This window comes from Glycomyces terrestris, assembly GCF_003933745.1.
In the GTDB taxonomy this organism is placed as follows: Bacteria; Actinomycetota; Actinomycetes; order Mycobacteriales; family Micromonosporaceae; genus Glycomyces; species Glycomyces terrestris.
Map to the genome: position 1 here is coordinate 109,069 of NZ_RSEB01000006.1, position 13,382 is coordinate 122,450.

Below are 13,382 nucleotides of genomic sequence, written 5' to 3' on the forward strand. Positions count from 1 at the left end.
GGCGCGTGGCGCGCGGGCACGGAGCGACGAGCCCGCGCAACGGGACCGCGGGGATCGCGCGGCATCAGAAAGCTGGAACGACATGTTGACCTCTGACAACCGACTCGAGCCGGGCGAGAGCCTGCGCGTGCGCGTGGAGCGCACGCTGTCGCTGGCGATCATCTCCGGCGAGCTCGCCCCGGGGGCGCTGCTGACGGTGCCGCGGCTCGCGGAGCAGTTCGCGGTGTCTGCCACGCCGGTGCGCGAGGCGATCCTCGACCTTGAGAAGCGTGGGTTCGTGGAGCCGGTGCGCAACAAGGGCTTCCGGGTCACGGCCGTGAGCGACGACCTCCTCCACGACATCGTCGAGATCCGGCTCCTGCTCGAACCGCCCGCGATGGCGCGCCTCGCGGCCTCGTTCCCGGCCGAGCGGCTGGCCTCGCTGCGGGCGCAGGCCGACGAGATCGTCGCGGGCGCCCGCGCCGGCGACCTCACCGCCTACCTGCTCGCCGACCAGCGCTTCCACCTCGAACTGACCGGGCTCCTCGGCAACCCTGTCCTGGTCGAGACGATCGCCGAACTCCGGGCCCGCACCCGCCTGGTCGGCCTCGTCTCGCTGGTGGAGACGAGCATGCTCGACGTCTCGGCCGCCGAGCACCACCACCTCCTCGACCACCTCGCCGGGGGCGACGCCGACGCGGCCGCTGAGCTGATGCGCCAGCACATCCGCCACGCCATCGGCTGGTGGGCGGGCAAGGCCGAGGGCCCGACCGCCGACTGAAGCGTTCCTCTGTAGGCCAACGCACGTACACGCAGGGTGAGTGCAACAGGACCACCCCGCACGCTAGAAATATGTGACATATTACAGACGGAATCGAGCGGAGGAAGACCGTACGATCCTGTCGAAGCGGAAGCGGAAGCGGAAGCGGAAGCGGAAGCGGAAGCGGAAGCGGAAGCGGAAGCGGAAGCGGAAGTTCGCCCATCGATCGGCGGCACCGGACCGAACCGATCGAGGTCGGACGGACCGGCTCCGCCGGCCGACGCGACCGCACTGGTTGAGAAGGAGGGAACGTGAACGCAGACGTCGTCGTCATCGGCGCCGGGATCGTCGGTGCGGCGTGCGCTCGCGCGCTGGCGCGCGCAGGGCTGAGCGTCATCGTCGTCGACTGCGGCGCCCCCGCCAGCGCCACCAGCGCCCGCGGCGAAGGCAACCTCCTCGTCTCCGACAAGGCCCCTGGCCCCGAACTCGACCTCGCCCTCCTCGCCTCCGCCCACTGGCCCCTCCTGGCGGCCGAACTCGCCGACGAGCTCAGCGGTGACCAGGGCTCGTCTCCTCACGGCGGCTTTCCCGACATCGAGTATGACCGCAAGGGCGGCATCGTCGTCGCCACCACCGATGCCGGGGCCGAGCCGCTGCGGGCGTTTGCGCGCAGCCAGGCCGCGGTCGGGGTCGAGATCGAGCAACTGACCCCCGCCGATGCGCTTTCCCTTGAGCCTCATCTCAACCCGGCGATCACGGCCGCGGTCCACTACCCGCAGGACGCCCAGCTCCAACCGGTCGTCGCAACCGAGGCGCTCCTCGCCTCCGCGCGCCGAGCCGGAGTCAGGGTGCTCGCGAACCAGGAGGTCGTCGGGGCCGTGCGCTCCGGCGGCCGGATCACCGGCGTCCGCACGACCTCGGGAACCATCGGTGCCGGCGCGGTCGTCGTGGCGGCCGGGCCCTGGTCCGGCCAGGTGGCCGCGGTGCTCGGGGCCGACCTGCCCGTGCGGCCCCGCCGCGGGATGGTCCTGGTGACCGCGCGGATGCCGCAGCGCGTGTTCCACAAGGTCTACGACGGCGACTACTTCGGTGCGACCCAGTCGGCCGACGCCGACCTCCAGACCTCGAGCGTGGTCGAGTCGACCCCCGGCGGGACCGTCCTCATCGGATCAAGTCGTCAGCAGATCGGCTTCGACGACCGGCTCCGGGTGGAGGTCCTCGCGCAGGTCGCCCGGCGCGCCCTGCGCCTGTTCCCGTTCCTCGAAGGCACGCCCGTGATCCGCGCCTACGGCGGCTTCCGCCCCTACGTGCCCGACCACCTCCCGGTCATCGGCGAGGACCACCGCGACCCCGGACTCTGGTACGCCACAGGCCACGAAGGCGCCGGCATCGGCCTCGCGGGGGTCACCGGCGACCTCCTGTGCGCCCAGCTCACCGGGACCACACCTGCGCTCGACCCGGCCCCATTTCTGCCCTCGCGCCCCTCCCTCGCCGCACACTTGAAGACCGACGACGCCGGGCCCGAGGCTGACAGGTCCACGCCGCCCCGGCCCCAGGTCGAAGCGTCCGCGCAAAGGCGGCCCGAAGCCGACAGCCTCGCGCGATCCCGGCCCGAGACCGGAGCGTTCGTGCAAACGCGGCCTGAGGCCGACAGCCCCGCGCGATACCGGCCGGAGGCGGCGGATGCCCGCTCCAGGTCCGAGATGGCGGCCGACGCGCTGAGCCGAGGCACCGTCGCCGACTCGAGAAGCGGTGGCGCTGGAATCGAGACCGACGTCCCCGCGCCGCCCCTGCCCGGGCCCGAAGCGTCCGTGCAGACGCGGCCCGAGGCCGACAGATCTACGTCCTACCGGCCGGATGCGGCGGATGGGCGGTCCACTGCCGTGAGGTCGGCCGACGCGCTGAACGGAGGCACCGCATGAGCGGCATCGTCCCCTGGCAGACCGATCCGATCCGCCCGGACCGGCCACAGAGCCTTCACATCACTGTGGATGGAGCGCGAGTCGAAGGGCTGCAAGGCCAGTCGATCGCCGGGGTCCTCCTCACTCAGGACCGCACCACGTGGCGCACGACCGTCGCGGGCCGCCCCCGCGGTGTGTTCTGCGGCATCGGCGTGTGCTTCGACTGCATCGCCACCGTCAACGGCGAATCCGACGTGCGCCTGTGCATGCGCCGCGCCCATGACGGCGACGTCGTCACGACCCAGGACGACACCATCCAGCACGATGCGCACCCGCAGGAGGGACGCTCCGGCCCAGCCCACGGGCCGGGCTTCGGCTCCCGCCTCGCCGTCGATTCGGGCCCCGACCGTGGCCCGGGTCCCGACCCCGCGCGAAACCTGAGTCGTGATCCCGGTGCCGGCCCCGAACCCGGTGCCGCGCCGGACGCGGCGGGTGCGCCTGAGCGCCGGGGCGACGGCTCTGAAAGCGATGCAGCGCAAGGCTGCGCCACCCGTGCACCCGAGGCGGAGGCCCGATGAAGCATGTTCTCGTGATCGGCGCCGGTCCGGCCGGGCTCTCGGCTGCGGTCGCCGCGCGCGATGCCGGCGCCCGGGTGACCCTTCTCGACTCCGGCGACGGCCTCGGCGGCCAATACTGGCGGCACCTGCCGCCGCAGCGCCCGGCCCGCCGCGAAGCCCGACTCCACCACGGCTGGTCGGCCTTCGAACGCCTCCGCGCCCGCCTCGCCGATGACGCCATCGAAGTCATCACCGAAGCCCAAGTCTGGGCCATCGAGCGATACGGCACCGCAGACGGCTCCGACGCGACCAGCGCCACCGGCCGCCGTCCGCGCGGCAGTGCGGAACGGCCGGAAGTCGAGTCCGCCGTCCTTGCCAGCGGTGGCGGGGTCGACCCCGACCTCCTTGGGCACGATGCCGCGCTCGGCGGGTTTGGCGGCCGTGCCGGTCGCTCGGACAGCGGCGCGAACCGACCTGGAGTCGAGTCCGCCGCGCTTACAAGCGGTGGCGGGGCCGAACCCGGTCGCCTCGGGCGCGGCTCGGCGCTCGGCGGGTTTGACGGCCGTGCCGATCGTTCGGACAGTGGCGCGAACAGAGCTGGAGTCGAGTCCGCCGCCGTTTCCAGCGGTGGCGGGGTCGGCCCCGATCGCCTTGGGCGCGGCGCGGTGCTCGGCGGGTTCGGCCGTGCTGATCGCATGGGCAGCGGCGCGAATCGACCTGGAGTCGAGTCCGCCGCCCGCGCCAGCGGCGGCGAAGCCGCCCCCGACCTCCTTGCGCCGGGCGCGGTTCCCAGCACGCCCGACGACCGCTCCGAGTCGCAAGCCGACGTCGTCGTGCGCGTCCTCATCGGCCCCGCCGATTCCGGCGGCCGGGAGGCTCGCACCTTTACCGCCGACGCCATCGTGCTCGCCACCGGCGCTCACGACCGCACGCTTCCGTTCCCCGGCTGGCACCTGCCCGGCGTCTTCTCCGCCGGTGCCGCCCAGGCGCTCGCTAAGGGCGAGCGCATCGCCGTGGGCCGTCGCGCCGTGGTCGCCGGGGCTGGGCCGTTCCTGTTGCCCGTGGCCCAGTCGCTTACGGCCGCAGGTGCACACGTCGTCGGCGTGTTCGAGGCCGCGCGGCCCGCCGCGCTCGCGCGCGGTTGGCTTCCCGAGCCCTGGCGGCTCCTCGCCGCCGCCCGCAAGGGCACCGAACTGGCGGGATATGTCACACACCACCTGGTCCGGCGCGTGCCCTACCGCCTCGGCCGGGCCGTCGTCGAGGCCCGCGGGGACGGGCGCGTCGAAGAGGTCGTGACCGCCCGGCTCGGCCCCGACTGGGCCCCGGTCCCCGGGACCGAGCGGACCCTCGCCGCGGACGCCGTCTGCGTCTCGCACGGCTTCACGCCCCGCCTCGAACTGCCCATCGCCGCCGGCTGCGCGATCGGCCCCGACCGGTTCGTCACCGTCGACGGCGACCAGCGCACCTCCGTCCCCGGCGTCTACGCCGCGGGGGAGATCACCGGCATCGGCGGCGTCGACGCCGCCCTCGTCGAAGGCCGCATCGCCGGCCGCAGCGCCGCCGGCGGCGAGCCCGACCCCGCCGACCGGCGGCGCCGGCGCGCCACCACCGACTTCGCACGGCGCATCGACGCCGCCCACGGCATCCGGCCGGGGTGGACGTCGTGGCTGCGCGACGACACCGTCGTCTGCCGCTGCGAGGAGGTCCCGTACGGGCGCCTCCGCGACACGGCCGAAGCGACGGACCAGACCTCGCTGCGCTCCGTGAAGCTCACGACCCGGGCGGGCCTCGGCATCTGCCAGGCCCGCATGTGCGGGCGCACCGTGGAGGACCTCACCGGAGCGGGCGCCGCCCGCGCCGAGGACACCACCGACCGGCGGCCCCTGGCCGCACCCATCCGGCTCGGCGACCTCGCCGGCCTCGACACCACTTGTGGGAAGGACACCCATGTCTGACAAGAACTTCGACCTCGGAGGCGTCATCGTCGCCACGACCCTGGCGTTCAAGGAGGACCCGAAGGCGCCGGGCGGTCTCGCGGTCGACTACGACAGGTTCGCCGAGCACTGCGACTTCCTCATCCGCAACGGCTGCCGCGGCGTCGGCCCCAACGGGTCGCTCGGCGAATACTCCTCCCTCACCGACGAGGAGCGCCGCACGGTCGTGCAGGTCGCCGTCGAGACCGTCGGCGACCGCGGCCTCGTCGTCGCCGGCGTCCACGGCGTCGGCTGGCACCAGGCCGTCCAGTGGGCCGAGCACGCCAAAGAGGACGGCGCCGACGGCGTCCTCCTCCTGCCGCCCACCATCTACCGCGCCAACCGCGGCGAGGTCCTGGAGCACTACGCCAAGGTGAACGAGGTCGGCCTGCCGATCATGATGTACAACAACCCGATCGACACCAAGGTCGACCTCGTGCCCGACCTCGTCGCCGAACTCTACGAGCTCGAGCACGTCGTCGCGATCAAGGAGTTCTCCACCGACGTCCGCCGCGTCCTGGAGATCAAGGAGCGCTGCGGCATCGACGTCATCGCCGGCGCCGACGACCTCCTCTTCGAATCCCTCGTCGTCGGGGCCACCGGCTGGTTCGCCGGCTACCCCAACGCCTTCCCGAAGGAGGCCGTCGAGATCTACACCCTCGTCCAGGAAGGCCGCGTCGAGGAGGCCCGCCACCTCTACAGCGGCCTCGTGCCGGTGTTCCGCTGGGACTCCAAGACCGAGTTCGTGCAGGCCATCAAGCTCTCCATGGACATCGCCGGCCACAGCTACGGCGGCCCCACCCGCCCCCCGCGCGGCCCGCTCTCCGAGGCCCAGCGCGAGCAGGTCGCGCGCGACACCCGCCGCGCCCTCGACTTCGCGGCCGCCCGCTAGCGCCCCGCCCTGTACGGTGTCACCGCCGTGCAGGGCGCACACCGGAAGGACGAACATGAGAACGAACCGGCTCGTCAGCGCCGTCGACTCGCACACCGAGGGCATGCCCACCCGCGTCGTCACCGGCGGCGTCGGCGTCATCCCCGGCGCGACCATGAACGACAAGCGCCTCCACTTCATCGAGCACCTGGACGACCTGCGGCTGTTCCTCATGAACGAGCCGCGCGGCCACGCGGCGATGAGCGGCGCGATCCTCCAGCCCTCCACCCGCCCCGACTGCGACTGGGGCGTGGTCTACATCGAGGTGTCCGGGTGCCTGCCCATGTGCGGGCACGGCACCATCGGCGTCGCCACCGTCCTGGTCGAGACCGGCATGGTCGACGTGGTCGAGCCCGTCACCGAGATCCGCCTCGACACGCCCGCCGGGCCCGTCACCGCCCGCGTCGCCGTCAAGGACGGCCGCGCCGAGTCGGTCACCATCGAGAACGTGCTGAGCTACGTGGACGCCCTCGACACCAGCGTCGAGGTCCCCGGCCTCGGCACCGTCCCCTACTCGATGGCCTTCGGCGGCAACTTCTACGCCATGGTCCACCTCGACGACGTCGGCCTCCCCTTCGACCGCGCCCGCCAGCAGGACATCCTCGCCGCCGGTCTGTCCATCATGGACGCCATCAATGCGACCGCCGCCCCCGTGCACCCGCACATCGCCGGACTCGACCACTGCCACCACGTCGAGTTCATCGCCCCCGGCTCCGACGCGAAGCACTCCCGCCACGCCATGGCCATCCACCCCGGCTGGTTCGACCGATCCCCGTGCGGCACCGGCACCTCCGCGCGCATGGCCGAGCTGTGGGCCCGCGGCGAGCTCGACCTCCACACCGACTTCGTGAACGAGTCGTTCATCGGCTCCCGCTTCGTCGGCCGCCTCGTCGCCGAGACCGCCGTCGGCGACCGGCCCGCCGTCGTCCCGACCGTGACCGGCCGCGCCTGGATCACCGGCACCGCCCAGTACACGCTCGACCCCACCGACCCGTTCCCCACCGGCTTCCAGTTCTAGGAGCGCACATGGACCTGCAACCGATCGACCCCGTCGCCGAGACCGCCGACGCGGCCGCGCACGCGCTCGCCGACGTCGCGCCCGCCGTGCGCGCCGCGGCCCTCGTCGCCTTCGCCGACGCCCTCACCGCGCACGCCGACGAGCTCGTGGCCCTCGCCATGGAGGAGACCGGCCTCGCCGAGGCCCGCCTGCGCGGGGAGCTCAAGCGCACCGCCGTCCAGCTGCGCCTGTTCGCCGAGACCGTCCTCGACGGCGCCTATCTCGACGTCCGCATCGACCGCGCCGACCCCGACTTCGCGCTCGGGCCCCGCCCCGACGTGCGCAGCGGCAACGAGCCGATCGGGCCCGTCCTCAACTTCGCGGCCGGCAACTTCCCGTTCGCGTTCTCCGTCGCCGGGGGCGACACCGCCGCCGCGCTGGCCGCCGGCAACCCCGTCGTCGTCAAGGCCCACCCCGGCCACCCGCGCCTCGCCGCCCGCACCGCCGAGATCGGCGCCGCGGCCCTCGAAGGCGCCGGACTCCCTGCGGGCACACTGCAACTCGTGGAAGGCGTCGAGACCGGTGTCGCGATGCTCAAGCACCCGCTCATCAAGGCCGCCTCCTTCACCGGGTCCCTCAAAGGAGGCCGCCACCTCGCCGACATCGCCGCCGCCCGGCCCGCGCCCATCCCGTTCTACGGCGAGCTCGGCAGCCTCAACCCCGTCTTCGCCACCGCCGCCGCGATCGCCGCCCGCGGCCCCGAGTTCGCCTCCGGCCTCGCCGCCAGCGTCGGCGGCTCCGCCGGGCAGCTGTGCACCAAGCCCGGCCTCGTGTTCCTCCCCGCCGGGCACGGCCTCGACGCCGCGATCGCGGCCGCCGCGCAGACCGGGGAGCACCGCATGCTCGACCCGCGCATCGCCGACGGGTACCTGCGCCGCCGCGAGGCCATCCTCGCCTCCGGCGGCGTCCGCCTCCTCGCCGAGGGCTCGGCCCGCACGGACGCCCGCGCGCAGGGCTGGGTGACCCCCACGATCGCCGCCCTCGCGCTCGAGGACTTCCGCGCCGAACCCGAGGCGTTCCTCGAGGAGTGCTTCGGCCCCATCGCCCTCCTGGTCGAGACCCCGGCCGGCACCGACTACGCCGACCTGCTCGACGAGTTCTTCGAAGGCGAGCTCACCGTCGCCGTCCACCGCGCCGACGGCGACGACGTCTCGCGCCTCGTCCGCGCCGCCGCCCGCCACGCCGGCCGCGTCCTCTTCGACGGCTGGCCCACCGGCGTCGCCGTCACCCCCGCCATGCAGCACGGCGGCCCCTGGCCCGCGACCACCCTGGGCGGCACCAGCGTTGGCACGGCCGCCGTCGCCCGCTTCGTGCGCGCCGTCGCCTACCAGAACGCCCCGCAGGACGCCCTCCCGCCGGCGCTGCGCGACGACAACCCCTGGGGCGTCCCGCAGCGCATCGCCCCCGCGGGCGAGTCCGCGACCTGGGGTGACCGCGCCCGCGCATGACCGGCGACGGGCTCGCCGGAGCCGCGCCAACATGCGCCGCCACACGTACTGCCACATTTGCTACTGTCGAGTAACTTGATGGCTTCGGGACCTGCGGTGGTGGGCTGATGAACTTGTACTTCCGGCTGCTGAACCTGTGGCTGCGCGCGCGGCGGCGCGGGCCGGTCGGGCTGTGGGACACGGTCGTGACGCCGTTCCGCGTCGTCCCGACCGACCTCGACCCCTTGGGGCACATGACCAACGGCCGCTACCTGACGATCATGGACGTCGGCCGCATGGACCTCATGCTCCGCTCGGGCTTCCTCAAGAAGATGCAGCGGGCCGGCTGGTACCCCGTGGTCGCCGGCCAGACCATCACCTACCGCCGTTCGCTCCAGCCCTGGCAGCGGTTCGAGGTCCACACCCGGGTGCTCGGCTTCGACGAGCGCTGGGGCTACATCGAGCAGACGTTCCGCGCCGGCGAGACCGTGTACGCGCGGGCGTACGTGCGCACCCGGTTCCTCAAGCGCGGCGGCGGATCGGTCGACCACGACGAGCTCGAGCAGGTCGCCGGCGCCTTCCCCGAGCACGCGATCCCGCAGTGGCTCCTCGACTGGACCGCGGCCACCCGCATCACCGAGACCGCCGCCTGAGCCGCCGCCGGTATCATCGGCGGCGTGGCGCACGACCCGCCCGAGGAGATCCCGGGCCTGGAGCACCGCCCGTCCGACTCCCCGTACGTCGAACGCGTCTATCGGGTGGAGGAGGGCGCCTCTGGCGCGCCCGCGCCCGAGCGGATGGTGTCGGTCGCGAACTCCAACTGGGAGCTCATCGCCTGGACCGCGGGCGGCGTCACCAACGTGTCCGTGCGCGGCCCCGAGACCCGCCCGACCGTCGTCCCCATGGGCGGCGCCATGGACGGCGCGTTCGGCGTCGTCTTCCGCCACGGCGCCTACCTGCGCAACCTCCCCCTCGCCGGCCTCGTCGACACGGCCGTGACCAGCCCGCACGCCACCGAGCGCACCTTCGTCCTCGACGGCGACGAATGGGAGATCCCCGGCTACGGCAACGCGGAGGACTTCGTCGACCGCCTCGTGCGCGCCGGCCTGCTCGTGCGCGACCCCCTCGTCGCCGACGTCCTCGCCGGGGACACCCCGCTCCTGGTCACCCCCCGGTCCGTGCAGCGCCGCGTCGCCGCCGCCACCGGCCTCACCCAGGGCGTCATCAGGCAGATCGAGCGCGCCCGGCAGGCCGCCATGCTGCTGCGCGCGGGCGAGGCCGCCGCCGACGTCGTCCACCTCGTCGGCTACCACGACCAGCCCCACCTCGCCCGCTCCCTGGCCCGGTTCGTCGGCCGCAGGGCCACCCAGCTCCAGAAGCCCGCGCCCGACGAGATCATGTCGCTTCTGTACAAGACCGACGCCGAGGTCCGGCCGTAGATTCGGAGCAGGCCGGAACGACCGGCCGCCAGTACCGAGGAGCATCCGATGGCCTTCACCCAGATCTACGTCAACCTTCCCGTCGCCGACCTCGAGGCCGCCAAGGCGTTCTACACCGCGCTCGGCGGCACCGTGAACCCCCAGTTCACCGATGAGACCTCCGCTCAGATCGTCCTCAGCGACGCCATCGCCCTCCAGCTGATGACCCACGAGCAGTTCTCCGGCTTCACCAAGCGCGAGATCGCCGCCGGCCCGATCGAGGCCATCAACGCGCTCGCCGCCGGGTCCAAGGAGGAGGTCGACCGGCTCGTGGAGGCCGCCGTCGCCGCCGGCGGCACCGAGCCCCGGCCCGCGCAGGACATGGGCTGGCTCTACAGCCGGGCGGTCGACGACCTCGACGGCCACTCCTGGGAGCTCATGGCCTACGACCCCTCCCAGATGCCCGGCGCGCCCGAGTAGTCACCGCCCCCGGCGCAGCGCCCCCGCGTTCGCGAGGACCACGCCGCCGACGACGATCGCTCCGCCGGCCACCTGGGCCCACGTCCACGGCTGGCCGGCGAGGATCGTGAACACCGCGGTGAACACCGTGATCAGGTTGAGGAACACCCCCGCCCGCCCCGGCGGCACCGCCGTCAGCGCGTGGTTCCACAGCAGGTACGACAGCACCGACGGGAACACCGCGATGAACAGCAGCGACCCCAGCGCCGCCCCCGACCCCGGCAGCGCCGGCCCGCCCGAGGCGAGGCTCACCGGCGCGAGCACGGCCACCGCAGCCCCCGCCTGCGCCGCCGTCGCCGCCACCGGCGGCAGCCGCGGCCCGCGCCGCCCCGCCACCGTGTACGCCGTCCACGCCGCGATCGCCCCCACCATGAGCAGCTCCCCGGTCCCGAACCCGCCCTCCAGGAGCGCGGCGGGGTCGCCGTCGCCGAGGACCACCAGGACCCCCGCGAGCGCGACGACGACCCCGCCGACCGACAGCGCCGTCAGCCGCTCGCGCAGGAACACCGCCGCCGCCAGCGTGATCAGCGCCGGGTTGAACGCGTTCACCAGCGAGGCGCTGAACGCGTCCGTGTACTCCAGCGCCCCGTACAGGAACAGGTTGTAGCCCAGGATGCCGAAGGCGCTCAACGCGAGCAGCCACGGCCACGCCCGCGCCACCGCCCGCCAGTCCGGCCGCTCCAGCAGCTGCGCCGCGACGGCGAGCGGCACGAGCGCGAGCGCCCAGCGCAGCAGGGTCAGGCTGACGGGGTCGATCGTCTCGACCGCGCGCTGGCCCACGAGGTAGTTCCCGGCCCAGAACAGGGTCGCGCCGACGAGCGCGGCCACGGCCGTCCACACCGCGCGCCGGCTCGGCCGCGCGGTCTCGGCAGGGTGGGGCAGCGGGTTCGCGAGGGGTCGCACGCGGACTCAGTCGGGATTGTCGGCGGTGACGAGCCAGACCGCGCCGGGGGAAGCGCACCGCGCCGTTCACGCGGTGCCGCCGGAGCTCCGCGCGGACCTCGTCGAGCAGGGCCGCCCAGCCGTCGTCCCCGAGGCGCGGCACCAGCTGCTCCCGCGCGAGCCGCCCGGTGCCGCCGCTGAGCATCGTGGCCAGCCGCTCCTCGACGCCGTCGGTGCCGTCGAAGCCGTAGTCGCACTCGAAGTCGAACGGGTCGATCCGCGCCCCGCTCCAGCCGGCGCCGCCGAGCAGGCCGCGGAGCCGCTCGGGATCGGCGAACGCGGCCGGGCCGGGCGCTCCCGGCTCGGGCGCCTCGGGCTGCGGGTCGAGCCGGGCGGCCAGGAGGTCCGACCCGAGGCTGAACATGGGGTTCTCGTCCAGGCCCCGCCAGCACGCGAACACCAGGCGCGCGCCCGGCGCGGCCGCGCGGCGCAGGTTCGCGAACGCCGCCAGCGGGTCCTCGAAGAACATGACGCCGAAGCGCGAGACGATCCGGTCGAAGGGCCGCCCGCCCCCGCGCAGGTCGGCGGTCTGCGCGTCGGCCACGACCACGGTCGCCTCCGGCACGCGCTTGCGCGCGGCCGCGGCCATGCCCTCGGCGATGTCGACGCCGACGGCCTCCGCCCCCGCGGCGGTCGCCGCCAGCAGGAGCGTCCCGGCCCCGCACCCGACGTCGAGCACGCGCTGCCCGCCCGCGAACCCGGCGGCCGTGAGGACCGCCCCCGTCACCGGCGCGAAGACGGCGTCGAACACCGCTTCGTTCGCCACCCATCCGGCCGCGCTCTCGGTCCAGAGCTCCCGCATCGATTCGTTCGCCACAGCGACACCCTACTGAAGGCCGGCGGGGCTTCGGCCGGGATATTCGAGGAGTCTCGGACTCCCCGCGCACGCGCTCGACGCGCCCCGAAGGCCCGTGCCGGCCGGGGGAACGCCGTGAGCGATGACTTCGCGCCCCAGGGAAGGCCCGCGACCTGCCTTGCGGGCCTTCCGGTCTCGCGCCGCCGTCGCGCCTGCCCGCCCGGCCCCCGCCACTTTATGCAACGAAAGGTTGCACATCGCCGCGGCGGGTGCTATGTTGATAGCAACCAAAGGTTGCATGTTAGGAGCAGGACATGGAGTACGCCAGCATCGAGCGGGAGATCCGGATCGAGGCCGCGCCGGCGGTCGTCTTCGAGGTCGTCAGCAGCCCCGAGCACCTCAAGCAGTGGTGGGCCGACGAGGCCGAGTTCGCGCCCGTCGCCGGCGACTCGGGCCGGATCGGCTTCCACCAGGACGGCGGCGCCGTCGCCTGGGAGCGGTTCACGGTCGTCGACGCGCAGCCGCCGCGCCTGTTCTCCTTCCGCTGGACCCACGCCGACGGCGAGGAGGCCGCGCCCGGGAACTCGTTCCTCGTCGTGTTCGAACTCGAACCCGAGGGCGCGGGCACGATCCTGCGCATGACCGAGACCGGCTTCCGCGAGCGCGGCTGGAGCGAGGCCGTCGCGGCCCAGCACCACGCCGACCACGTCTCGGGCTGGGACTTCTTCCTGCCGCGGCTGCCCGCCGTCGCCGAGAAGGCCGCGCGATGAGCGTCCTCGTCGACGACGACCTGTGGTCGGCGGTCGGCGACCCGACCCGCCGCCGCATGATCGACCGGCTCCTGGCCGACGGCTCCGGCACCGCCACCAGCCTCGCCGAGCAGATCCCCGTCACCCGCCAGGCCATCGCCAAGCACCTGGCCGTCCTCGACCGGGTCGGCCTCGTCCACGGGGCCGCCGCCGGCCGCGAGCGCCGCTACCGCGTCGACGAGGCGCGGCTCGCCCGCGCCGTCGCCCAGCTCAACGCCGTCGGCGACGCCTGGGACTCCCGCATGGAGCGCATCAAGCGCATCGCCGAGACCATCCAGCAGACCACCGAGACCAAGGAATAGCAAGGAGACAC

13 protein-coding genes and 2 pseudogenes are annotated in these 13,382 nt (G+C 73.8%); 13 read left to right on the forward strand and 2 right to left on the reverse strand.

Going from position 1 to position 13,382, the window contains the following annotated elements; translation table 11 throughout:
* Positions 1 to 82 precede the first annotated feature (82 nt).
* The 11 genes and pseudogenes from EIW28_RS20590 to EIW28_RS20645 all read left to right on the forward strand — a co-directional run bounded on the left by EIW28_RS20590 (position 83) and on the right by EIW28_RS20645 (position 10,483).
* Positions 83 to 760 (forward strand): GntR family transcriptional regulator, encoded by a 678-nt coding sequence (locus EIW28_RS20590; protein ID WP_125249598.1) that lies wholly within the window; start codon positions 83 to 85, stop codon positions 758 to 760.
* A 290-nt stretch (positions 761 to 1,050) separates the two neighbouring features.
* Entirely contained in the window at positions 1,051 to 2,661 is a 1,611-nt protein-coding gene (locus EIW28_RS20600) for an NAD(P)/FAD-dependent oxidoreductase (RefSeq protein WP_125249600.1), read from the forward strand.
* Positions 2,658 to 3,218, forward strand: coding sequence for a (2Fe-2S)-binding protein (locus EIW28_RS20605; RefSeq protein WP_125249601.1), 561 nt, complete (start codon positions 2,658 to 2,660; stop codon positions 3,216 to 3,218). The genes EIW28_RS20600 and EIW28_RS20605 overlap by 4 nt, the downstream gene beginning before the upstream one ends.
* Positions 3,215 to 3,520: pseudogene (locus EIW28_RS25710) on the forward strand (FAD-dependent oxidoreductase); the annotation flags it as partial. The gene EIW28_RS20605 and the pseudogene EIW28_RS25710, both read left to right, overlap by 4 nt.
* Positions 3,521 to 3,892: 372 nt before the next feature.
* Positions 3,893 to 5,152: an FAD-dependent oxidoreductase gene (locus tag EIW28_RS20615; RefSeq protein WP_125249732.1), complete on the forward strand. Its 1,260-nt coding sequence runs from the start codon at positions 3,893 to 3,895 to the stop codon at positions 5,150 to 5,152.
* Positions 5,145 to 6,062, forward strand: a complete 918-nt coding sequence (locus EIW28_RS20620) for a dihydrodipicolinate synthase family protein (RefSeq protein ID WP_125249602.1) — start codon at positions 5,145 to 5,147, stop codon at positions 6,060 to 6,062. Before EIW28_RS20615 ends, EIW28_RS20620 begins: the two co-directional genes overlap by 8 nt.
* Positions 6,063 to 6,117: 55 nt before the next feature.
* Complete coding sequence (locus EIW28_RS20625) at positions 6,118 to 7,119, forward strand: proline racemase family protein (RefSeq protein WP_125249603.1); 1,002 nt, start codon at positions 6,118 to 6,120, stop codon at positions 7,117 to 7,119.
* A gap of 8 nt (positions 7,120 to 7,127) precedes the next feature.
* On the forward strand, positions 7,128 to 8,606 hold the full coding sequence (locus EIW28_RS20630) for an aldehyde dehydrogenase family protein (protein WP_125249604.1): 1,479 nt from the start codon (positions 7,128 to 7,130) through the stop codon (positions 8,604 to 8,606).
* 107 nt (positions 8,607 to 8,713) lie between these two features.
* Positions 8,714 to 9,238 (forward strand): acyl-CoA thioesterase, encoded by a 525-nt coding sequence (locus EIW28_RS20635; RefSeq protein ID WP_125249605.1) that lies wholly within the window; start codon positions 8,714 to 8,716, stop codon positions 9,236 to 9,238.
* Between the two features lie 24 nt (positions 9,239 to 9,262).
* Complete coding sequence (locus EIW28_RS20640) at positions 9,263 to 10,024, forward strand: helix-turn-helix transcriptional regulator (RefSeq protein WP_197717403.1); 762 nt, start codon at positions 9,263 to 9,265, stop codon at positions 10,022 to 10,024.
* Between the two features lie 48 nt (positions 10,025 to 10,072).
* Positions 10,073 to 10,483 carry a VOC family protein gene (locus EIW28_RS20645; RefSeq protein ID WP_125249606.1) on the forward strand — a complete coding sequence of 137 codons (411 nt, stop codon included), beginning with the start codon at positions 10,073 to 10,075 and terminating at the stop codon, positions 10,481 to 10,483.
* Here the strand turns inward: EIW28_RS20645 and EIW28_RS20650 are convergent, their stop codons facing one another.
* Together EIW28_RS20650 and EIW28_RS25715 are read right to left on the reverse strand one after the other, a co-directional pair.
* Positions 10,484 to 11,425: a DMT family transporter gene (locus EIW28_RS20650; protein ID WP_197717404.1), complete on the reverse strand. Its 942-nt coding sequence runs from the start codon at positions 11,423 to 11,425 to the stop codon at positions 10,484 to 10,486.
* A gap of 466 nt (positions 11,426 to 11,891) precedes the next feature.
* Positions 11,892 to 12,266: pseudogene (locus EIW28_RS25715) on the reverse strand (class I SAM-dependent methyltransferase); the annotation flags it as partial.
* A 308-nt stretch (positions 12,267 to 12,574) separates the two neighbouring features.
* On the opposite strand from EIW28_RS25715, the gene EIW28_RS20660 reads away from it, so the two are divergent.
* Entirely contained in the window at positions 12,575 to 13,030 is a 456-nt protein-coding gene (locus EIW28_RS20660; protein WP_125249607.1) for an SRPBCC domain-containing protein, read from the forward strand.
* Complete coding sequence (locus EIW28_RS20665) at positions 13,027 to 13,371, forward strand: ArsR/SmtB family transcription factor (protein WP_125249608.1); 345 nt, start codon at positions 13,027 to 13,029, stop codon at positions 13,369 to 13,371. The genes EIW28_RS20660 and EIW28_RS20665 overlap by 4 nt, the downstream gene beginning before the upstream one ends.
* The last annotated feature ends 11 nt before the right edge of the window (positions 13,372 to 13,382 follow it).